Source organism: uncultured Candidatus Kuenenia sp. (assembly GCF_900696675.1).
Lineage (GTDB): Bacteria > Planctomycetota > Brocadiia > Brocadiales > Brocadiaceae > Kuenenia > Kuenenia stuttgartiensis_A.
The window spans coordinates 1-20675 of the sequence record NZ_CAADGZ010000062.1 but is presented as its reverse complement, the minus strand read 5'-3'; the positions used below and the strand labels follow the sequence as shown (position 1 = coordinate 20675).

The 20675-nt window shown below is 39.2% G+C and carries 21 protein-coding genes; 12 read left to right on the top strand and 9 right to left on the bottom strand.

Features of this window, described 5'->3' with window-relative positions; genetic code table 11:
• Positions 1-423: 423 nt before the first annotated feature.
• Positions 424-579, top strand: a complete 156-nt coding sequence (locus QZT26_RS10395; protein WP_157820723.1) for a hypothetical protein — start codon at positions 424-426, stop codon at positions 577-579.
• 260 nt (positions 580-839) lie between these two features.
• On the opposite strand, the gene cobM is transcribed toward QZT26_RS10395, so the two are convergent.
• The 4 genes from cobM to QZT26_RS10375 all read right to left on the bottom strand — a co-directional run bounded on the left by cobM (position 840) and on the right by QZT26_RS10375 (position 4704).
• Positions 840-1571 carry a precorrin-4 C(11)-methyltransferase gene (cobM, locus tag QZT26_RS10390; protein ID WP_164995027.1) on the bottom strand — a complete coding sequence of 244 codons (732 nt, stop codon included), beginning with the start codon at positions 1569-1571 and terminating at the stop codon, positions 840-842.
• Between the two features lie 53 nt (positions 1572-1624).
• Positions 1625-1990 carry a hypothetical protein gene (locus QZT26_RS10385; protein WP_099326609.1) on the bottom strand — a complete coding sequence of 122 codons (366 nt, stop codon included), beginning with the start codon at positions 1988-1990 and terminating at the stop codon, positions 1625-1627.
• 267 nt (positions 1991-2257) lie between these two features.
• Positions 2258-2665, bottom strand: a complete 408-nt coding sequence (locus tag QZT26_RS10380; protein ID WP_164995028.1) for a carboxypeptidase-like regulatory domain-containing protein — start codon at positions 2663-2665, stop codon at positions 2258-2260.
• 332 nt (positions 2666-2997) lie between these two features.
• Positions 2998-4704: a tetratricopeptide repeat protein gene (locus QZT26_RS10375; protein WP_164995029.1), complete on the bottom strand. Its 1707-nt coding sequence runs from the start codon at positions 4702-4704 to the stop codon at positions 2998-3000.
• A 300-nt stretch (positions 4705-5004) separates the two neighbouring features.
• Here QZT26_RS10375 and QZT26_RS10370 point away from each other — a divergent pair, with 300 nt between their 5' ends.
• From QZT26_RS10370 to QZT26_RS10350, 5 genes are all read left to right on the top strand, one after another.
• Positions 5005-5274, top strand: coding sequence for an AbrB/MazE/SpoVT family DNA-binding domain-containing protein (locus QZT26_RS10370; RefSeq protein WP_295101983.1), 270 nt, complete (start codon positions 5005-5007; stop codon positions 5272-5274).
• The gene (locus QZT26_RS10365) at positions 5271-5534 is read left to right on the top strand and encodes a DNA helicase (protein ID WP_099326613.1); all 264 of its coding nucleotides are present in this window, start codon (positions 5271-5273) and stop codon (positions 5532-5534) included. The genes QZT26_RS10370 and QZT26_RS10365 overlap by 4 nt, the downstream gene beginning before the upstream one ends.
• Before the next feature lie 105 nt (positions 5535-5639).
• The gene (locus QZT26_RS10360) at positions 5640-7145 is read left to right on the top strand and encodes a 2-isopropylmalate synthase (protein WP_099326614.1); all 1506 of its coding nucleotides are present in this window, start codon (positions 5640-5642) and stop codon (positions 7143-7145) included.
• A gap of 4 nt (positions 7146-7149) precedes the next feature.
• Positions 7150-8634, top strand: a complete 1485-nt coding sequence (locus QZT26_RS10355; protein ID WP_295101982.1) for a shikimate dehydrogenase — start codon at positions 7150-7152, stop codon at positions 8632-8634.
• Positions 8635-8732: 98 nt separating this feature from the next.
• Positions 8733-9296, top strand: coding sequence for a shikimate kinase (locus tag QZT26_RS10350; RefSeq protein ID WP_099326616.1), 564 nt, complete (start codon positions 8733-8735; stop codon positions 9294-9296).
• Positions 9297-9385: 89 nt separating this feature from the next.
• Here QZT26_RS10350 and QZT26_RS10345 read toward each other — a convergent pair whose 3' ends face one another.
• The gene (locus tag QZT26_RS10345) at positions 9386-9688 is read right to left on the bottom strand and encodes a hypothetical protein (RefSeq protein ID WP_099326617.1); all 303 of its coding nucleotides are present in this window, start codon (positions 9686-9688) and stop codon (positions 9386-9388) included.
• 580 nt (positions 9689-10268) lie between these two features.
• Between QZT26_RS10345 and QZT26_RS10340 the strand changes: the two genes are divergently transcribed.
• Both QZT26_RS10340 and QZT26_RS10335 read left to right on the top strand, forming a co-directional pair.
• A complete protein-coding gene (locus tag QZT26_RS10340; RefSeq protein ID WP_099326618.1) occupies positions 10269-10622 on the top strand; it encodes a diacylglycerol kinase in 354 nt (117 codons plus the stop codon).
• A gap of 131 nt (positions 10623-10753) precedes the next feature.
• The gene (locus tag QZT26_RS10335) at positions 10754-12886 is read left to right on the top strand and encodes a sulfatase-like hydrolase/transferase (protein WP_099326619.1); all 2133 of its coding nucleotides are present in this window, start codon (positions 10754-10756) and stop codon (positions 12884-12886) included.
• A gap of 132 nt (positions 12887-13018) precedes the next feature.
• Here QZT26_RS10335 and QZT26_RS10330 read toward each other — a convergent pair whose 3' ends face one another.
• The gene (locus QZT26_RS10330; RefSeq protein WP_164995030.1) at positions 13019-13567 is read right to left on the bottom strand and encodes a hypothetical protein; all 549 of its coding nucleotides are present in this window, start codon (positions 13565-13567) and stop codon (positions 13019-13021) included.
• Between the two features lie 32 nt (positions 13568-13599).
• Positions 13600-14340 carry a phosphoadenylyl-sulfate reductase gene (locus tag QZT26_RS10325; RefSeq protein ID WP_157820724.1) on the bottom strand — a complete coding sequence of 247 codons (741 nt, stop codon included), beginning with the start codon at positions 14338-14340 and terminating at the stop codon, positions 13600-13602.
• Positions 14341-14720: 380 nt separating this feature from the next.
• On the opposite strand from QZT26_RS10325, the gene acpS reads away from it, so the two are divergent.
• From acpS to QZT26_RS10305, 4 genes are all read left to right on the top strand, one after another.
• Positions 14721-15125: a holo-ACP synthase gene (gene acpS / locus QZT26_RS10320; protein WP_295101978.1), complete on the top strand. Its 405-nt coding sequence runs from the start codon at positions 14721-14723 to the stop codon at positions 15123-15125.
• Positions 15126-15157: 32 nt separating this feature from the next.
• Positions 15158-16639: a radical SAM protein gene (locus QZT26_RS10315; protein ID WP_295101976.1), complete on the top strand. Its 1482-nt coding sequence runs from the start codon at positions 15158-15160 to the stop codon at positions 16637-16639.
• Positions 16640-16742: 103 nt separating this feature from the next.
• A complete protein-coding gene (locus QZT26_RS10310; protein ID WP_295101974.1) occupies positions 16743-17954 on the top strand; it encodes a beta-ketoacyl-[acyl-carrier-protein] synthase family protein in 1212 nt (403 codons plus the stop codon).
• An 18-nt stretch (positions 17955-17972) separates the two neighbouring features.
• Positions 17973-19208, top strand: a complete 1236-nt coding sequence (locus tag QZT26_RS10305; protein WP_295101973.1) for a beta-ketoacyl-[acyl-carrier-protein] synthase family protein — start codon at positions 17973-17975, stop codon at positions 19206-19208.
• Between the two features lie 313 nt (positions 19209-19521).
• Here QZT26_RS10305 and QZT26_RS10300 read toward each other — a convergent pair whose 3' ends face one another.
• Together QZT26_RS10300 and QZT26_RS10295 are read right to left on the bottom strand one after the other, a co-directional pair.
• Positions 19522-20277 (bottom strand): hypothetical protein, encoded by a 756-nt coding sequence (locus QZT26_RS10300; protein ID WP_295101971.1) that lies wholly within the window; start codon positions 20275-20277, stop codon positions 19522-19524.
• On the bottom strand, positions 20277-20675 hold a 399-nt coding region (locus QZT26_RS10295; RefSeq protein WP_295101970.1), incomplete at its 5' end, for a PglZ domain-containing protein. The genes QZT26_RS10300 and QZT26_RS10295, both read right to left, overlap by 1 nt.

Genomic DNA, 20675 nt, shown 5'->3' with positions numbered 1-20675 from the left:
ATAATTCCATCAACTTATTCATAAGTAGTGTCCTCCAAATTGTCTGATTACTATTTACGAGGATACTACTATACTTTATAATAAACTAAAAATCACCTTTTTGGTTGCGGCCAAAGGCCGCGCTAGGATATTACCGGGATTCTCAAAATATCAGGTGACGTACTAGACATGAACTACATCGCCCAATGGGCAGACAGATTAGGCATTCGTGTTATATGGGATGCAGTATTAAGGCGACTGAAGGAATAATTGGTTTGTTTGTGTAGAAATTCTTGCTTTGGACTCGGGTAAATACAGATGTTATTCCGTGTCCTATTGAAAGGAGAATTGCACAATGGCAACAGGCAGATGGGTTATAGACGATCGCACACTAAAAGGAGAAGAGCTTAAGGCATATTTGGAAGCATAGAAGTATGGGATGAAATGGAAATTGCACGACTTGGCTGGACAGGAGGAGACGATTACAACCTTGCCTACTTTCGGCACACCGGCAAATGGCAGGACTGTTTATCAGGGACACTGGACGAATGCCTTCAGGCGATAAAAGATAATGAGTTTGGGTTGTTTTGGATTTTTTAATTTGAATTGTCTGACCAACCCCAATGGATTTGACTGGTAATTAAGAAAAGGCTGAAATGATTGAAAAAGCCGAATATGAGGAGCTTGAAAGCCTGATTTAATCAAAGAATGATTCGGCTGAAGATAAAGCAGAAAATTAAAAAGAGTCTGGTAGGTGAATGCCATTATCTTGGCTATACCCAACCCATATCTGTCCGCGTCTCAATTACAAAAGTATGGAGGGGATATGTATGCCATGTGAACGGTTACTGTTTTTATTTCTAACGAGCATTTTCACTATAGAGTATTGATCGCTCAAATTCCTTGTTTAGCACGTGTCCTACTATAATCATAGCTGTTTTTGTTATAGCCTCGTCTTTTACTAATTTATCAATGTGCGATAAGCATGAGCGAACGATTTTTTGTTGTGGCCAGGATGCCTTGTAGACAACTGCGATAGGACATTCCTTTCCATAATGAGGAATGAGAATTTTTACAATCTCAGATAATTTTTCAATGCTAAGAAAAATACACAGTGTAGGAGTAGAGGCCGCGAGTTTGCTGAGGTGTTCTTTTTCCGGCATGGGAGTGTTGCCTTCCATTCTTGTAATTACAATCGTTTGGGTAACTCCTGGAAGCGTCAATTCCTGTTTCAATGCGGCGGAGGCGGCAACGAAAGAACTCACTCCCGGAATAATTTCATATAAAATCCCTAGTTCATCAAGCACACGCATTTGTTCCTGTATAGCGCCGTAAATAGCGGGGTCGCCGGAATGCAGACGAACGAGGTCTTTGTTTGCTATTTTTGCCTCTTTGAATACCTTTGTCATATTTTCCAGATTCATTTTCGATGAATCGTATTTTTTTGCACCGGATGGCAGGGCGGAGAGCAATTCCTCGTTTACCAGTGACCCTGCGAAAATACAATATTCTGCGCATTTAAGCAGATTAAAACCTTTTACTGTTATAAGATCTTTGTCACCTGGTCCAGCGCCAACAAAATATACTTTCATGAAAAAACTCCGTTTATAATGGGGAGGGTTAAAGGTATATTAACGGTATTCTATCAGTTTCCGTCTTTCCAATGAATTGAGTTTATGATAACTTTTTTTGATTCCTCGCCCACGATCTTAAATTGGCTATCTTTTATTACATAGGTAGAGGCAGATTTACTGCTGTTTCTTACCGTAATAATCCAATACGCACCGTCTTTGCCAACGGATTCCACTCTTCCGTTTTTTAAAGTGATAGTAACACTTAGCACCGCTTCGCCTTCGCTACCCGAGATTTGTCTTACATTGCTTATGGTAAAAACGCTGGGCAATCCTGCTTTTAACCGGATCTGCTGAGATCCTACATCGATAAATTGTCCATTTGCAATAACTGGCATAGTAAACAATAAAAATAGAAACAAAATAATTTTGCAATTCATTTCCTGCTCCTTTTCTCTCTTTTCCCGAATATTTTGTTGTTTATACGGATATGATTTATTATTAAATTTTCCCTGTTATACCCATTTTCCCGTAAAGATTTCAAATAAATCCTTATTTTAAGCACCTGCCTTCTTCATATTTCCATTCTTCGGCATGATTACTTTCGGTATATATACTTACAAAAAAACGCATAAGCCAATTTATTAATTTTAAATCAGACTTATGCGTTTTATTTAACAGGAAAATGAAGTTGCAGGGGTTGTTTACTATTTCTTTCCTGAAGATTCGATCTCTATTTCGGCAAATTTCGCCCTTCCGCTTTTCAATTTTACGGTAGCTTTTGAATTTTTAAAATTTTTCTTTCCCGCCGTCAATTTATACGTATCTTCTTTCAAATTATCAAATTTAAATTTACCGTTGCTGTCTGTATTAACCTCATCCTTCACCCCTGTATTTTTCCCTTTCAGTTGTACCTGGGCAGCCTGCATGTATGACATATAACATGATTGAAAATATACTACCGTGCCATAAATAGACCCCTTTTTACTGCAAGCATTCTCAACGCTATTTGTGAGTCCTTTTTTTCCATCCGTGCCTGCCTTGAGGGATAACACAAGCGATATAATCAATACACCAACCATAGGTAAAATAAACAAAAATTTACGTTTTTTCATAGAACTGTTCTCCTTTGCTTTATGTTAAAAAGATTGAAGGTAAAAATGGTAGAATAATTATGTTTAATTCGAAGGCTAATTTGAATTATCGGACTATCGGCGAAACACCTTAATAAAAATCCGGCTTATTATATAAACCCTAATAGATAAGTCAAGACAAAAAAAAAGAGGTTAAAAGCGTTTTACCTGTAATTGCCATTTCGAGGAATGAAGTAGCGTGAAATCTTTGTCCGGATCAGGCTGCGAGGGGGGGATTCTAGTTCTACGCTGAATGAACGCCGTCTAAGGGGTGATTTCATGACTATTTGTGACCAAAGAAACTATTGAATGCTTCATTCTTCTTCCGCTTTAAATGATTTCAGACTGTTGTATATTCTCTCTTCAGTTTGAGCTTCCAGATCCATGTCTTTTTCTTTGTAAAGTAGCCATAAATTGTGGTGTGCGTCAATATCATCAGGGTCAATATCAATTGTTTTTGAAAATGCCGCAATTGCCTCATCGAGCCGCCCGAGTTTTTTATAGATTTTCCCTAAATTGAAATAGGCATTCACGAAATCCGGGTCAATAATGACTGCTTGTTCCCAACAGGCAAGGGCAGAATTATACTTATTCTTTTTTGTATATGCATTTCCTAATTTGTAATATACCAATGAATTAACCGGGTGGCCTTCTACAATTTGTTCCCATGTTTTTATCGCATTGTCGATGCTGCCTTTGGCTTCGTAAGCGTCCGCAAGATTATTCAATGTAGTATAATCATCAGGATTTGTTTCAAGCACCTTTGACCACATGGAAATAGCATTATCAATTTTTCCTTGATTATAAAGCGCAACGCCCAGATTAAAGTATGCGTCTGTGTTTGTTGGATTTATTTCTATAGTCTTTTTCCATGCACGGATAGATTTGTCTACATCACCAATTTCAGCGGCCAGTTCACCATAATTATAATACGCTTCTTCATACGAGGGGTCATCGGAAAAGGCGCTTTCATATGCGGATAAAGCTTTGTCAGGCATGTTAATTTTTGTATAGATTTCTCCAAGTTTAAAATGTGCGGGGGCAATGGCATTGCTTATTGCTATTGCCTTTTCAAGCGATGCTATGGCTTCTTTTGAGTTGCCTTCTTTACTTAAAATTAATCCAAGGTTATAGTGTGCTTCGGCAAAATCCGCTCTTAGTTTCAGAGCGGTTTCAAAAGCATCTTTTGCCTCGTTTAAATTATTATGTGCAAAGAGTGCAATACCCAGATTGTTATAGGCGTCTGTGTAATTATTTTTTAATTTGACAGCAGTTTGGTGTGCAGAAATGGCCTTTTCAATTTCGTTCATCTCATAGTAAATAATACCTAAGTAATTGTGTGCTTCAGCATCCCTGGGATTCAAATCAAGTGTTTTTTGGAACTCTGTAAGCGCTTTTTCCGGCATGTTTTTTTTGTAAAATGCAAGTCCCATGCTAAAATGAAAATCAGGATTGTTTGAATCGAGCTTGATTGCTTTATTTAAATAGTCAAAGCTCTCATTGATTTTGTTTGTTTCAAGGTATAAAAGTGCCATAGTGTAGTATGCTTCCGCCATAGAAGGATTTAATTTCAGGCACTCTTTTAAAGCGGAAAATGCCTCTGTATATTCATTTTTCTTTTTGTATAAAAGACCCAGGTCGTTGTATGCCTCTGCTTTTCCTTTAAAGTTAGATTTGTCGTAGTAAGAGATGGCATTATTTAGTTCATTCATTGCTTTACTAAATTGATTAATTTCTAAGTAAGCCTTGCCTAAATAATGGTGCAATTCTCCATCTTGCCGGATACCCTGCAATGCAAAATTAAATTCGTCAATGGCTTCCTCGGTCATGCCTTTTTTGAAATAGGTAATACCTAAAGTTTTATGTTCCTTTGCTGACAATGCGCCGGTCAATTTGTCGGTTATTGAACCGATATATCCGCCTTTTATGTTTTTTTTATCTTTAGTATCGTATGGAGAGCTGCATGCTATCGGGAAGAAAAGAAGAATGTAAGCTACCCAGAAATATTTCTTAATGATCATTGGTTTTTAAGTAAAAAATAAAATTAAGCCTTCGGCGATTTTTTTGGATGAAATATTTCAACGCAGTGGCGATCCGGCAGGGGTTGAAGATCTTCAACCCCTCCTTTATCAGTTCCTTGCTCTAAATCTTACCAGTATTTACAAGGCATTCAAGGAAATTCATTTACTTTTTGCTTGTATCTGTTTTTGTTTCCTGTGACTTTCCGGATAAAATAAAAAGTAATGGTGGAATTGGAAACGGTAGTATAGTAAGATATTCTTACCATTTATCATATAATTTACAATTGGAGATACGGGAATATGAAGGTGTTGACAATATCATCTAAAGGGCAAATTGCAATACCAAAGGAGATAAGGGATTTTTTGCATATCAAAGAGGGCGACAGACTGGTTTATAAGATAGACAGGGGCAGGATTGTATTGGAGCCTGTAGTAAGCGTCCCACGTTCACAGTCGTACTTCTGGACACCCGAAGTACAGGAGAAGGTTAAAAATGCTGATGAGAATTTTAAGACGGGCAATTTCAAGACGTATAAGGTAGATGAATTTATAAAGGAATTAAAGGCGTGAGCGGGTATCTTATTGCCGTAGAACCCGAATTCTTCCCACAGTACGATAGTCTGCCTAAAGAGATAAAGAAGAAGTTTAAGAAACAATTAACCTGTCTGAAAGGCAATCCAAAGCACAATTCATTACAGATGCACAAACTTGAAGGTACGGACTTCTGGGAATTTTATGTTGATAAGGGCTATCGCTGTGTCTTTAAACTAGAGGGTAATGTTTTCAAGCTTTATTTTATAGGGACACATAAATTGATTGATAATTTTTAATAATTAAAGTTTGTCTTTTATCCTATGTATAGTGTAAAAAACAAAAAACTAAAGTGTTACAAAAACTTTGAAGGTCTCATTTAATTATATTGGCAAAAGGATGTTATGGATAATATCATTATTTTTGATACAACTTTGCGTGATGGGGAACAGTCGCCAGGCGCCAGCCTTGATATTGGGGAAAAGCTACAGATAGCACGACAGTTGGCATTGTTAAATGTTGATGTAATTGAAGCGGGCTTTCCGATTGCGTCTCCGGGCGATTTTCAGTCCGTGAGCAATATAGCAAAGGAAATTCGCGGTGTTTCCATTGCTGCACTTGCCCGCGCAATGGAAAAGGATATAGACAGTGCGGCAAAGGCATTGGAAAAAGCGGAAAAGCCTCGGATTCATATTTTTCTCGCCACTTCCGAGATTCACAGAAAATACAAATTGCTTAAAGCAAAAGATGAAATAATTAATTTGGCAGTGAAGGCTGTTGCTTATGCCCGAAAATTTGTTGAGGATATAGAGTTTTCTTCGGAGGATGCTTCCCGCACGGAGATGGATTTTCTTGCCCAGGTCGTTGAGTCTGTTATTGCAGCAGGCGCCACAACCGTTAATATTCCCGATACTGTTGGTTATGCAGTGCCCGAACATTATGCGTCAATAATTACCGGATTAAAAGAAAAGGTAAAGAATATCAGCAAAGCTGTTTTAAGCGTACATTGTCATAATGATCTTGGTTTGGCAGTGGCTAACTCATTGGCGGCGGTAAAAGCAGGCGCAAAACAAGTGGAATGCACCATGAATGGATTGGGGGAACGGGCGGGGAATGCCGCTTTGGAAGAGGTAGTTATGGCGATAAAAACACGTCAGGATTACTATCGCTGTTCAACTCGCATCAAAACAAGGGAATTAACAAATTCAAGCCGGCTTGTGAGTGTGTTAACGGGGATGCGTGTTCAGAGGAATAAGGCAATTGTAGGCGAAAATGCGTTTGCACATCAATCCGGCGTCCATCAGGATGGTGTGCTCAAGGAGAGAACCACATACGAAATTATGCATCCAGAAGACATTGGACTTCAGAAAACAAAAATCGTGTTAGGGAAATTATCAGGCAGGCACGCTTTTAAAGAAAGAATTAAGGAATTAGGGTATGATTTGACGGAGATTGAATTTGAAAAGGCTTTTGAAGAATTCAAACGGCTTGCTGACAAGAAGAAGGAGATATTTGATGAAGAAATAGAAGCTATTATCGATACGGAAAAGATGGAAATTCCTCACATTTTCCAGTTAGAAAGTTTAAGCATTAGCTGCGGGCCAAATGTTGTGCCAACTGCAGGCGTTCGGATCAGATTGAGTGATGGAAGTGTTGCTGATAATGCGACAATAGGCGACGGCCCCATAGACGCACTTTTTAAGGCTATCGATCTTGCTACCGGAATTTCAGGTAAGTTACTTGATTATCATATTCAGGCTATTACCAGTGGGAAGGACGCCATGGGCGAGGTTTACGTAAATGTTGATATACACGGGAAGAATGTGAAAGGCCGTGCGGTAAGTACTGACATCATTGAGGCGAGTGCAAAAGCCTATTTAAATGCATTAAATAAAGTGGCTGCAAAATAAACCCATGATCTGTGTACCAATAGTTGCAAATAATAATAACGATGCCATTCACGACATGGAATGTGCATCAAAAATTGCCGATGCTGTCGAGTTGCGTATTGATTACATTCATGATTTGAATTTACGGCAGATACTGGGAAAATGTACGAAGCCTGTTATCGTCACAAACCGTCCGGTTCGGGAAGGGGGAAAGTTCAGAGGAACTGAAGAAGAAAGACTACAATTGCTGAAACAGGCAATACAACTGCAAGCCGATTATGTAGATATAGAACATGACAGCATCCGGAACGTTAAAAAAAACGGAAATGCCCTGTTTGCCGCCAGCAAAACTAAAATAATTGTCTCTTATCATAATTTCAGGGAAACTCCTGAAAATCTTTCGGAAATATACAATACATTATTTCAGAGTGGTGCTGATATTGTAAAGATTGTTACTCATGCGAATTCGATAACCGATAATATTAAAATATACCAGCTTCTTCAGCAGTCAAAAATACCCATAATTTCATTTTGTATGGGCGAATACGGAATAATCAGTCGTATATTATATAAAATATTTGGCAGTTATTTGACTTTTGCATCACTTCAGAAAGGAAAAGAATCCGCCCCCGGCCAAATCAATATCGAAGAACTTTTAAATAGGTATAATATTAAAAACCAAAACAAGCATACCGCAGTGTATGGTTTAATTGGCAATCCTGTTTCTCACAGTATTAGTCCAGTGATTCATAATGCACTTTTTAAAGAAATAGGCATGAATTGTGTTTATGTTCCTTTTAAAGTGGATGAAATTGGCAGATTTATTTCTGAATTTAAAAAATTAAATATTTCAGGGTACAGCGTTACTATTCCTCATAAAGAATCGATAATAAATTATCTTGATGACGCGGGTCCGATTGCCAAAAAAATTGGTGCGGTAAATACTGTGGTAAACAAAAATAACCGTTTGATAGGTTTTAATACTGATTTGGAAGCTGCCGTTACCGTGCTCGCAGAGGTTGCGAATGTATCTGGCCATACTGCAGCGGATGCTTGCTTTAAAAACAAGCATGTTACTATTATTGGAGCAGGGGGTGTTGCACGTGCGATTGCCTTTGGGTTAAAAATGTATGGCGCCGATATTACACTCGTTAGTAGAAATCACAATCGTATGCAATCACTTGCCGGCGAAGTTGGTTGTTCCTTTACCAATAAGAATGGTTTGCAAAATTTGGAAACGGACATATTCGTTAATGCAACACCGGTGGGTATGTATCCCTCAATAAATGAGACGCCCGTTGATAGAAAACTTTTGAAGCCGAATATGATTGTTTTTGACACTATTTATAATCCTCCCGAAACGAAATTAATAAAAGATGCAAAGGAAATAGGCTGTAAAACGGTGGGGGGGATGCCTATGTTTATTCGCCAGGCAGCAGCGCAGTTTAGATTGTGGACGGATACAGAACCACCTCTGAATATAATAGAAAATATTGCATACAATGCCTAGCAAATACGTTTTGATGTCGGGTTTTCTCATACTGAAGTAAGGGATATGGACGTTCGTTTAATGTTCATTGATAATAAACGTATTAATGAGGATCAGGATTGAACATTTTTTTAATTGGTTTTCGAGGCACCGGAAAAACTTCTGTAGGCAAAATACTCGCTCAACGATTAAATAGGAAATATATTGATGCGGATGAGTATTTGGAGCAAAAAGAAGGAAAAACCATAAAAGACATATTTGAAGAATGCGACGAAGGGAAATTCCGGGAAATAGAATCGGACGTAATTGCTGAGTTGTGTTTGCAAAATAACACGGTTATTGCTACCGGCGGGGGAGTGGTTATTAAAGAGGAAAATGTAAAGAGGATGAAAAAGTGCGGTGTTGCCATTCTTCTGGAAGCGGATGCTGATACTCTGTATAAACGAATAAAAGGAGACATTACCTCAACTACTAAAAGGCCTGGCCTGACAAATTATGGGGAATATCAGGAAATCCGGTATCTTTTGGGAAAAAGAAAACCATTATATGATAAGACGGCTGATTTTGTTGTAAACACCGGAAAGATGTCAATAGATGAAGCGGCAGGTAAAATAGCGTCTTTTATAGAAAATTATGTGATGGATTTTGATAAAGGGCAAGATCCTTCTCTGACAATGCAATAAATTGAAATTCATTGCAGGCACTGGTTCTCTAACACCTTTCCCGATGATTTGATATTAAAATGTACCGTATAAATTTTGTTTAATAGGAATTATGACCTGGTGCTGTTTATTTCCTTAACTAATTTTCTGATTAATTTTTCATAAGATTTAACAACGTTTTCTTTCGCATTTGTATCAATGCGTTTTAATGGGTTCTTTTCGATCAGTGCCAGGAGGGAATCGGTAGCATTTGAAATAGTAACGGCGGAAGTTTTATCAAATAATGGAGATTTTAATAGTTTCGATTCCGGCGACGTATCACTTGATATCCCATTTTTTTTCGTTGAAGACTTTTTGCCTGATGTAGATTTCTTGGGCTGCCTGCCTGATGCAGATGTGTTTTTTTTGTTCATATTTTCCTCTTTCCCGCCTCTGAAAATTTTTTATTTACTCATTTAACGCAAGGAATATCAATTTTTTTGTAGAGACGCATTGCATGCGTCTGGAAACTACTGCACGTAATGAAAATGTTGACACAACAGAGAGGCACATGCAATGCGTCTTTACATCAACATCAACAACAGTCATCATGCCGCTATAGCGGCATGATGACTGTTGTACAAAAGCAGCTTTTTGTAAAAAGAAAAACTCTGTACATATACATGTACAATGTATATGTATATAGATACTAACTACCAAAATCAACATATTTTTCATTTGGTTTTACTGAGGCATTACATACAATAAAAATATGCGCATTTTGTTATTTGAAGTTTTTAGCCCTTTTTTTAACAGAAAATAAAAATATGAAAATTCATCTATCTTTAATAAAAGTAGGCATTTCAGGAATATATCACACTCAATAATTCGCATCGCACGTAATTGACCGTAATTTTCATTTGTGTCTGTCTTTTGTATTCCTTCTGAAATGATGAAACATTGGGTGGGGATGCAATCATCTGTTTAATTTTTTTTAAATAAATAAGTAAAAATATGAAGCGTTTATGGAATGCCCTGATGTATTCTCTTTTTGGGTTAAAAGATACCTTCGTCATGGAACGTGCTTTTAGACAGGAGATAATTGCTACAAGTATATTGCTGCCTCTTGCGCTATACATAAAGGTTTCGCTCTGCTTAAAACTTCTGTTAATCGTTTGTAATATTACCGTGCTTATCGTCGAACTTTTGAACACTTCTTTGGAATTAATAGCCGATATTGTTTCTCCCGGATTTAATATTAAAGTAAAACATGCGAAAGACTGCGGGAGCGCCGCTGTTTTCCTGAGTCTGGTAAGTTGGTTTATTGTATGGATGGTTGCTTTTTCCCAATGGTTATGTGCTCTATAGCAGTAAACAGAAAGATATAAGCATGGAAACGTACATAAGAGGGAGAAATAACTATCAATACGTTTACGTTTTCGCCCACTTTATAGACACACCGTTTATAGTAGTCCTTATTTAATTTAGTTGCTGTATCTATGAAAAGACATTATTTCAACAAAGCATTTGTTACGCCAATAATACTCATGTGGGTGTTTATGAGCGTGCCCAGGCTTTGGTATTTTTACCGGGGAGGGCTGCCGGCAGATACTACGATACTTACCGGCGGAGTCTATCCGTTTATTCTCGGCTTTATGCGAGACGGGGCTTTTGCCTGTTCTGTTCTTATCCCCGTACAGTTTTTATATCTGCTCAAAGTGGCAGATATAATGCCGGACAAGATAATAAAAATTTTCGGGATTTCATTAAAAGTATTTTTCTCCGTACTCCTTGCAATCATGATGGTCAACGTAGAGTTCTTCAGATATTTTGGCTTTCATTTCAATAGTACCCATTTTAGTTTCCTCAATTACACAGGCCATATTTCAAGCTCATTTTTTGAATTTTCTAATCCTTTATGCATGGCTTTTGAACTTCTTATTTTCCCTGGAATATTTCTTTTTTTTAGTTTGGTTATTTCAATAAAAAAATTTGAAAAGGTGTTTTTATCCCGTTACTCATTCTCAATCTCACTTTTTATTCTGCTTGCTGGAATAGTTGTTCAATATGTTCCGTTAAAAACGGCGCTCATTACCAATTTGACGGAAAACTATAACATCGCCTTTGTAAAACACCTGGTTTTTGGAGATGAAATAAAGAGCAGACATTCCAAGGATATTGAGAAAATATTGGATACACTTCCGCTTAACGATGACCGGATAAAGAATCAGCCATGGGTATATCCAGACCCCGATTATCCTCTATTAAAGGCAACCTTGCACCATTTATGTAAACTTGGGAAATTGCCGGAGGCAGTATGCAATGAAGACAAAGACGGCGACGGTTATGTCTTGAAAGATGATTGCAACGATTATGACCCTAATATTCATCCCGGAGCATATGATATTCCTAGAAATGGAATTGATGAAGATTGTTCCGGGTGTGACGCCGAACCGCCAAACATTATATTTGTTCATTGGGAAGGTGTGCGGGCAGTAAATGTAGATTGCATTGGTTATTCCGCGCCGTCCACCCCGAGGTTTTGCGACATTTGCACAGAGAATGGAGTACTCTTCACGAATGCTTATTGCAATGGCGTTCAGACAAGGTGGTCTCTCATTTCGGTATATTGTTCCATACTTCCCCGTCTTTCAACTGAATGGATATTCCAATATAACATTGATTTGAATTTGTTGTCTTTTCCTGAAATCCTGAGAAGAAGGGGATATGAAACGATTTATGTTCATGGAGGCAATATTGGGTTTTCAAACAAATTAAGCCGGTTTGCCGGATGGTTTGAAACCAGGTACGACCGTACAAATGCACCAATAAAAGATATGGAAATGTTTAACTGGGGGTTAAAAGACAGGGATTTATTTGAATTTGCGTACAGTGCTATGGAGAACCGTGAAGATCCAAGGCCTTTTTATATGACAATTGCGACACTTTCCATGCATCATCCTTTTAAATTGCCTGAAAAGGAATTTGAAATGAACGATCATAACGATGTGAAGAATCAATTATCAAATATTGCAATATATTCTGACGATGCACTGGGCGATTTCCTGGAAAAGGTATTATCAAGTGAAAAACTGGAAAATACCATCATTATTGTGACGAGCGACCACGGCATTAATTGGTTCTATCCCCACCCGGAAAGAGAACAAAACATATTATGGGAAGACCTCGTATGGATACCTATCGCTCTTATTGGGAAAAACTGGAATATTGATACCGGACAAAAAATCAGTGAAGTCAGACAATTGGCAGACATAGGGCCAACAATCCTTGACCGATTAGGCATAGAAATCCCAAATCCATTTATTGGACATTCTCTTCTGAGGCGTTTTAAGAATCGGGATGCGAGGGCATTTTTTGCGACGGCGAATGGTGGGGCATCAGCGGGAATCCGGTTTAAAAATCATAAATATTTTACTCACTTTGATTCAAAAAAAGAATATTTATATGATATTGAGAACGACAGGGAAGAAAAGTTTAATCTATGTGAGGATTCTCGTTACAAAGAACAGCTTGAATTGTACAACAGTATGGTATCAGATGTGTACTCGCAAAGTACGGAACTTATTAAAGATGACAGAATCTGGAATTGGGAGTATTGGATAGAATATTAAATAAAAAACGATACGTATGATAAATATAGTAGTTCTGATAGGTGCGCTACCGCTTGCAAACCAGAATCCCGCCCCCAGGGTATTCTGCCGGAGCAAAAGTTATGCGCATAATTCTGGTATTAATCGTGGATCCTATAATACTCCTTTAGGCGGGAAAAGTTTTTCAATCAAAGTTCTTATAAAGGCAAGTTCTTCCTTTTGTTTTTCAAGTGTTGATTCCATTATCGTTTGCTTCTTTTGCATCAACCATAACATTCTTAGAACAAATCCAAGAATTACAATGCTTATGGTAATAAAGAGGCCAAACATCCACTGGAGTATGTCAAACCTTTTGTCTACAGATGCGAATTTGGCGTTCATCTCAGAACGTAGGTCATCAAATCTCTTGTCGACAGCATCAAATCTTTTGTCGACAGATTCAAATCTCTTATCGACAGCATCAAATCTCTTATCGACAGCATCAAATTTTGTGTCAACAGATTCAAATCTTGTGTTCATTTCAGAACGCAGGCCTTCTAATTGTTTTTCTAAATTTTTTTGTCCGTATTCCAGTTGAGTAAGTCTTTCAATGATTTCCCTATCGGTAATCCTTGGAGCAACTTCAACCTCAGCAGCAATAACGTGCGCTGTCTTTAATAAAACTACTGATAAACATAAAAATATCGTCAATGTTCTATACATGACCGGATTCTATCATATCACAATGGATAAAGTCAAATGCCTGAACCATCGGAAAAGTTAATATTGCAATATTTTGGTACATTGTCAGATGATTCATTTAAGTGCCTCCAGCGACCTGCCCTTGGGTTTTCTCCAGGTCTTACGGGCGTCGTGCAGCACTCGCAACCAATGCTGGGATAATTCTTATTATGTAAAGGATGAATCGGTATGTCATTTTCAAGCAAGTAGGATTCTATTTGTTCATCCGACCAGTCAAAAAGCGGGTGGAGTGCATAACCCTCTATTCTCGGGTCCCGCAATAAAGGCTCTAATTTCGAGCGTTTTCCGCCTTCCGTTTGTCTCAGACCAACCATAGACAACATCAAACCATTGTTTTTCATGTAACTAAGATAGGGCGCCTCTTTTCTTAAACGACAACATTCTTTCTGTCCGTCAATATATTGATACAACTTCTTGCCGTACAGCTTTTCTTGTTGCTCTATAGTAAGATCAGGGTACAATGTGACCATGTTTAATTTGTATCGTGTAATGAATTCATCCCTGAGTTGTAATGTTTCTGCAAAATGGTATCCCGTATCGATAAATAAGATGTAATTTTCCAGGCCCAGGGAATAAAAATAGTGCATTAACACAGAAGCCGTCTTTTGCATACTGCTCAATAAAATTGCATCCATTCCGAAATTGTCAACTGCCCATTGTATTCTTTCCACGGCGGAAAAATTTCTAAGTTTTTGATTAACTGAGATAATATCCAGTTGCATTGTTTGTTCCATTCGTTTTGCATAACTCCCGGTATAATTACGTAAAAGTTGTTTTATCGTAAAATTAAAATTCCACAAAGATGCCTGTGGCAATCCTGTTATTATGGTTGAAAAATGAAAATTCCATCTCAGTTTATTAATCAATTAACAGTGAGTCAAGCAATAAGTAAGGTGTTTTGTAAAATCGTAAAGATTTTAACAAATTAAGGACTGCTTGCTCAAAAAGGTAAGATTGTAAACATGCAGCTATCGATATACAAGGGCTTATTGCCTGAACAGCAAAGATGATATTATGCATACAATAAATTGTCGTTGACTTTACATTTATTAGCCTGTACAATGCGAAAAATTATATTAGATACTTATTTTATAAGGAGTTACGATAGTTTTGGTTGGTTAGGATTTATATGTTTATAGGCATTGACATAGTTGAAATAAATCGTATAAAGAAGCTATGTATTTCCAACGAAAGATTTTTAAATAAAATTTATACGGTGAAAGAACTTGAGTATTGTTTACCGAAAAAGAACAGACATCAACATTTAGCGGCACGTTTTGCTACGAAAGAAGCTATGTTCAAAGCTTTAGGAACCGGATGGACTGGTAAAATAAAATGGACTGACGTCGAGTTGTTAAATGATGAAAAAGGGAAGCCATATCTGAATTTTTATGGAAATGTAAAAGAATTAGTTGAAGAGAAGAATATTAATACTGCCGAGGTCTCATTATCACATTGTAACGAATATGCTATTGCACAGGTGTTGTTAGTGCCAGGAGCAGTATCTGCATCAGTATAAAAATTATAAACGACTATAAAAAGGGTAATTGCATGAAAAAGCTTGTACTTATCAATCCGCACCCAATGGGTAACGTTGGTGAGGAGAATGTGTCCGTATTAAACCAAATGCCGGTAAATCTTGGTTATTTGAAAGTGCTGACACCCGGCAACTGGCAAGTCGATATCATTGATGAAACGCAGGAATATGCCATTGATGAAAATACAGGCGACATTACCTTTGGAGGCGCCGATCTGGTTGGGATTACCTCCGTAAGCTATCAGGCAGACCGTGCGTATAAAATAGCAACAGCCTGCAGAAAAAGAGGAATACCTGTAATTATGGGTGGCATTCATGCCACAAGCAATCCTGATGAGGCTGCAAAATATGTTGACAGTGTGGTGATCAGAGAGGGAATCACCCTTTGGTCAACCATTATAGATGATTTTGAAAAGGGACGTCTCCGGAAAAGGTATGACGGCGGCCTTACCCCTATGGAGATCTATTGCAATTTAAGACCGGATAGAAAGTTTTTGAAGGATAAATATAAATACCGGTATTCAGGGATTATTACCACCGCAGGGTGTCCGTTTGCCTGTGAATTTTGCTCCGTCCCACAATTTCAGGGTCAAAAATACAGGGAACGGCCTATAGACGATATATTGAATGAATTTGAATCTATAAAGGGACAATACCGAGGTTTGATTCTGACGGATGAAAATTTTTACGGACATAGTAAGAAATCGAATGAACGGGTTCGCACTCTTTTTAAAAGTATGGTAGAAAGAGGTATCTATCAAAACTGGTTCGGCTTTACATCACTTAATATATATAAGGATGACGAAACGCTTGAATACATGGCGAAGAGTGGATGCGTTGGCGTGTTGATTGGCATAGAATCCATTGAGGAAGAATCTCTCAAGTCCATGAACAAAAATGTGAATTTGAAAATATCCGTTGAAAATTATTATGAGGCAATCGCAAATATAAGAAAACATGGTCTTGCCGTGTGGGGAACTATGGTGTTCGGAAACGACGCCGATACCTCTGGTACGTTTGAACGGGTAGCCGATTTTATCCTTGATTCGCATATCGATATTATGACTTGCGGCATACTCTGTCCGTTTATCAATACGCCGCTTTATCACCGCCTGAACAGAGAAAACAGGCTTTTTCGTACACATTTTCCTGAAGATTGGAAATATTACACGTCGCATCATTTGACGTATGTATTGAAAAAACTGACCCTCGATGAAATGATCGAGGGGTTCCAATACCTTTACGACAGGATTTTTGCCACAGAGGTGTTGCGGAAGAGATTCCACCGCGCTAAGGATGAGTTGAATAATAATATGAATGCCGCTATGTTTGCATTTCGCGTGAATCTTGACTGGCAAAATGTGTATCAGCATTTGATTCAAAATCTAAAAGATTTACAGACCTCTGGCGATTATGAGGCAGCCTTAAAATGCTACGTTGATACAGATAAGCAAGGCAAAGGGAAAAAATTAGCTTCAATTGAAGCAGCTCCTTAAAATGTAGTTCCTTTTTTTGCAGATTTAAAACAGGCATCGTTCAGGTCAACTTATTTACATATACTCGTGGATAGTTGACCTCTCTTATTTTTGAGAACTGAAAATGACAAAGGTCGTTATTACTGGATTAGGATTGGTCACTCCGGTTGGAACCGGTTTAAAAAAAAGCTGGGAATCTTTTGCACAAGGGCGTGATGGGGCTTGTGAAATGAAATCATTTGACACCTCCTTGTACAAGGTACACAGGTCGTGCGAGGTAAAGGATTTCTTCCTCGATGTCGAACTGGAAAACCAGATCAGCGAAAATACCCTTCACAAGTATGTTTATTATGCGGCAAGAGAGGCATTGCTGGAAAGCGGATTACATGGAGATAAGAAATCGGGTAGAGAACGGTTTGGTATTGCCATAGGAACGCTTGCTGCAGAGCTGACCCCTTTTGAGCGACTTTTAAGAAAAAACACTTCTTTAAAAAATAATGGATTCGACCACAAAGTAGCTGCGGTATACCCCCCCAATTCTATCACGAAGATGCTGGCAAATTATTTCAACTTTGAAGGGCAGTCAATGATATCCCTTAATGCCTGCTCTTCCGGGAATCATGCCATTGCCTGGGCGTATGACCGTCTGATTGACAATAAGCTTGATGTGGTAATGGTGGGTGGAGCCGATATGATTCCTCAAACGGAATTTACCCACTTTCATAATCTTAAGGCATTGACGCCTGATAAATGCCAGCCTTTTGACAAGAATCGTAAGGGGCTTATGATTGGAGAGGGCGCTGGTATATTGATTATGGAACGTTATGAATACGCAAAAAATCGCGGCGCTGCAATTATTGCCGAAATGGCGGGATATGGGCTGAGTTGCGACGGGTTTCATATGACTGCCCCGCATCCGGAAGGGGATGGGGCGGTAAAATCCATGAGTGATGCGCTTAAAATGGCTAAAATGAATCCGGCGGATATCGGATATATTAACGCTCACGGAACAGGTACGCCACATAATGATAGAACGGAGACTATTGCGATAAAAAGGGTTTTCGGTGAGCATGCTTACAAAATTCCGTGTAGTTCCACGAAGTCCATGATAGGACACCTCATGGGCGCCGCAAGCGCCGTGGAGTCTGTAATATGTTGTTTAGTATTGAGGCATGGCATAATTCCTCCAACAATCAATTACGAGACCCCTGACCCCGAATGCAATCTGGATGTAACGCCAAACAACGCCCGCGAGGCAAATGTATCCTGTATTGTTAATAATTCATTTGCCTTCGGGGGCAATAATGCAACTACTATTTTTAGAAGATTAGAGTAATTAACCAATAATAAGGGCATGAAAAAAAGGGTAGTGATAACAGGATTGGGGGCGGTATCGCCCCTTGGAAATACGAAAGAAGAATTCTGGAATGGACTTGTAGAAGGGAAATCAGGCATTGCCCCGATGACTTCACTTGATTTATCCTGTTATAAGTCCAAATTAGGCGGGGAAGTACGCGATCTCCTGCCGGAAATCCATTTGGGGAAAAAGGGGCTGCGTTATTTGAAGAAAGGCACATACTTTCTTGGTTCAGCCGCTAAAATGGCCCTTGATGATTCAAAATTACCCCAGGATGGTTCTCTGGAAGATAAAATTGGCATTATTATCGGGTCATCTCTGGGAAATTTTTCTGAAACAACAGATTATTTTTATGAAATAATACGGAACAACCCGTCAGAATTGTCCCCTATGTGCAGTTACGATGTGGCATTAAACTCTTCTGTCAATTATGTGTCCGTTCTCTTTAAAGCAAAAGGGCCTGTTCGTACCATTTCTGCAGGATTTACTTCAAGCATCGATGCCATAGAAGATGCATACCGAATGATACGGAATGATAGGGCAAAAGTTATGATAACCGGTGGTGTTGAGCAGATCTCCATTGATTTGTATTTGATATTTTACCTCAGAAAATATCTTTCCGGTATCAATGGGGGGCAGGAAATTAGCGCTCCCTTTGATACAAAACGAAACGGGTTCATTATGGCAGAGGGTAGCTATGTAATCATCCTTGAAGAGCTTCAACACGCATTGGAAAGGGGCGCCGCCATTTATGGTGAAATAAAAGGATTTGGGAATACCTATGTGGGGGCGAAAAATTATTCTCTCCTTGAGAGGGTAAGCAGTGTTGAAAAAGCCATGCAGGAGGCATTACAGCATGCGGGGATAAAGAAAGAAGAATTAGATTGCATGAGCGTAAATGCTAATGGATGCAAAATACAGGACCCCATAGAGGCAAACGCCATACAATTCCTGTATGGTGAAGATGTAAAACATATCCCTATATCTGCAATAAAATCAAACGTGGGAGAGTCTTACGGTACGGCAGGCGCCGCACAACTAGTTTCAACTGCAATGTCTATTAATAACGGCATTATACCCCACATCATCAATCACCAGGGAAAAGAGCCGGAAAATAACCTCAACCTCGTCCTCGGTAAACCACTTCGCAAACAAACCAACCACGCAATGATTAACAACATGGATTTTGAAGGGAATAATTCTTGTCTGGTTGTGAGCAGGTTCATTCAATAAAACACGGGAGAATCTGGTCCCATCCCTAAGCTGGCATAGCCAGAACCAAACAAGCAAGAAATAAAAATACGAAGCTCGAAGTACGAAACAAATTCTAATGACAAAATGATTTGAAATTCTAAACAAATGTATCATTCGTATCTCACCTTTCGTGCTTCATATTGTTGTATGTTTTGGATTTGTTTTGAATTTTATGCTTTGTCATTCGAATTTGTTTCGGATTTCGTACTTCGAGCTTTGTATTTCGCATTTAGGATTTCACCATTAAATATTTTGCCAAAAAATGCAAAGAAATTACTGATAAGGTACTAAGTTATTGACCATTCAGTTTCAACAGCTCATCGTCCAGCCCATACCGGACCACATCTATACGGTTACTGCGTTGCGAAATGAAATCACCTGTCATGGCCGGAAGCTGGAAGGGGAAGAATGCTGGGTTGTTCAGCAATAAGCCCAGCGCTCCTTTCGCGTCTGGAGTGGCATGGAGTACGGACTCTAACATCAGGATGGCCAGATCGGTATCAACCACGCTCACCGAGGCTGATTTCTTGTAGCATCCCCTGGCTTCGGCATCCTTCAGCGCTCCCCAGGCTACAAAGGAACGAACTGTATATCTCGCATTTCGGGCGACTGTCTCGCGGTCACCATACTGCTCCTTTAACCGATTGAATACTTGAAGCTGGGCAACTTGATCTTGCAGATTCAACAACCGCCCAGTTTGTTTGGCAACGTTAAACCAAAATGGATATGAGGCAGCTATTATCGCCCAATGAAGTGGGAACCATTCGTTTGCAGGTAGTTTCTTCGCCAATGAAAGCGCATCATCACGAAAAGCGATTAATTCATGGTCAGGCGAGAACCATGAAGCCAAAAGGCTAACGGCAATTCCATAAGTTTTCTCACCCCTTTCGCCTGTCCCACCACTTTGTTTTTGTGTAGCCAGAAAATTATCAAGCTCTGCTCGGATTTCTTCTTTAGACATCCCAGCCAGCATCATCTGAACAGTGAAGTCCATCCAGTGCTTCTGCAATGTTTGTTTAATGCCAAGTTTTTCATGTCTTTTGCCCATCACCGTTTTCTCCTTTCAAATTTCACAAAGGGTACGATGACTTCCTCAATGGCGACGCCACCATGACCGACGATTGAATCTCCTGGGTTCACGAATGCATCACGACCACCGGCAATGAGCGGAAAATAGTCCGATGGCAGGCCGACCGGTTGCCACTCGCGGGCAAAGGCAAACGACTCGGCAACCTGTGAGCGGAGCTCCAGTGTCGGGTAAACACGAACCCGCTCACCGCGGGTTTCGGCAATCACACCTTCGGAGGGACGGCCCTTACCGTCGCATTCGATATTGCCGTGATCGGCAGTCAGCCAGACCTCATACCCATAGTCCAGCAGTTGACCGACCAGCGCACCGAGGAATCCGCCCTGGCACCACTGTTTGATCTGATTGTGCATCCCAGT

What these genes read in the sequence shown, in the direction of transcription:
- QZT26_RS10395 (WP_157820723.1), top strand. Translation starts at nt 424, where the DNA reads ATGGAAATTGCACGACTTGGCTGGACAGGAGGAGACGATTACAACCTT.
- cobM (WP_164995027.1), bottom strand. Translation starts at nt 1,571, where the DNA reads ATGAAAGTATATTTTGTTGGCGCTGGACCAGGTGACAAAGATCTTATA.
- QZT26_RS10385 (WP_099326609.1), bottom strand. Translation starts at nt 1,990, where the DNA reads ATGAATTGCAAAATTATTTTGTTTCTATTTTTATTGTTTACTATGCCA.
- QZT26_RS10380 (WP_164995028.1), bottom strand. Translation starts at nt 2,665, where the DNA reads ATGAAAAAACGTAAATTTTTGTTTATTTTACCTATGGTTGGTGTATTG.
- QZT26_RS10375 (WP_164995029.1), bottom strand. Translation starts at nt 4,704, where the DNA reads ATGATCATTAAGAAATATTTCTGGGTAGCTTACATTCTTCTTTTCTTC.
- QZT26_RS10370 (WP_295101983.1), top strand. Translation starts at nt 5,005, where the DNA reads ATGAAGGTGTTGACAATATCATCTAAAGGGCAAATTGCAATACCAAAG.
- QZT26_RS10360 (WP_099326614.1), top strand. Translation starts at nt 5,640, where the DNA reads ATGGATAATATCATTATTTTTGATACAACTTTGCGTGATGGGGAACAG.
- QZT26_RS10355 (WP_295101982.1), top strand. Translation starts at nt 7,150, where the DNA reads ATGATCTGTGTACCAATAGTTGCAAATAATAATAACGATGCCATTCAC.
- QZT26_RS10345 (WP_099326617.1), bottom strand. Translation starts at nt 9,688, where the DNA reads ATGAACAAAAAAAACACATCTGCATCAGGCAGGCAGCCCAAGAAATCT.
- QZT26_RS10340 (WP_099326618.1), top strand. Translation starts at nt 10,269, where the DNA reads ATGAAGCGTTTATGGAATGCCCTGATGTATTCTCTTTTTGGGTTAAAA.
- QZT26_RS10335 (WP_099326619.1), top strand. Translation starts at nt 10,754, where the DNA reads ATGAAAAGACATTATTTCAACAAAGCATTTGTTACGCCAATAATACTC.
- QZT26_RS10330 (WP_164995030.1), bottom strand. Translation starts at nt 13,567, where the DNA reads ATGTATAGAACATTGACGATATTTTTATGTTTATCAGTAGTTTTATTA.
- QZT26_RS10325 (WP_157820724.1), bottom strand. Translation starts at nt 14,340, where the DNA reads ATGGAACAAACAATGCAACTGGATATTATCTCAGTTAATCAAAAACTT.
- QZT26_RS10315 (WP_295101976.1), top strand. Translation starts at nt 15,158, where the DNA reads ATGAAAAAGCTTGTACTTATCAATCCGCACCCAATGGGTAACGTTGGT.
- QZT26_RS10310 (WP_295101974.1), top strand. Translation starts at nt 16,743, where the DNA reads ATGACAAAGGTCGTTATTACTGGATTAGGATTGGTCACTCCGGTTGGA.
- QZT26_RS10305 (WP_295101973.1), top strand. Translation starts at nt 17,973, where the DNA reads ATGAAAAAAAGGGTAGTGATAACAGGATTGGGGGCGGTATCGCCCCTT.
- QZT26_RS10300 (WP_295101971.1), bottom strand. Translation starts at nt 20,277, where the DNA reads ATGGGCAAAAGACATGAAAAACTTGGCATTAAACAAACATTGCAGAAG.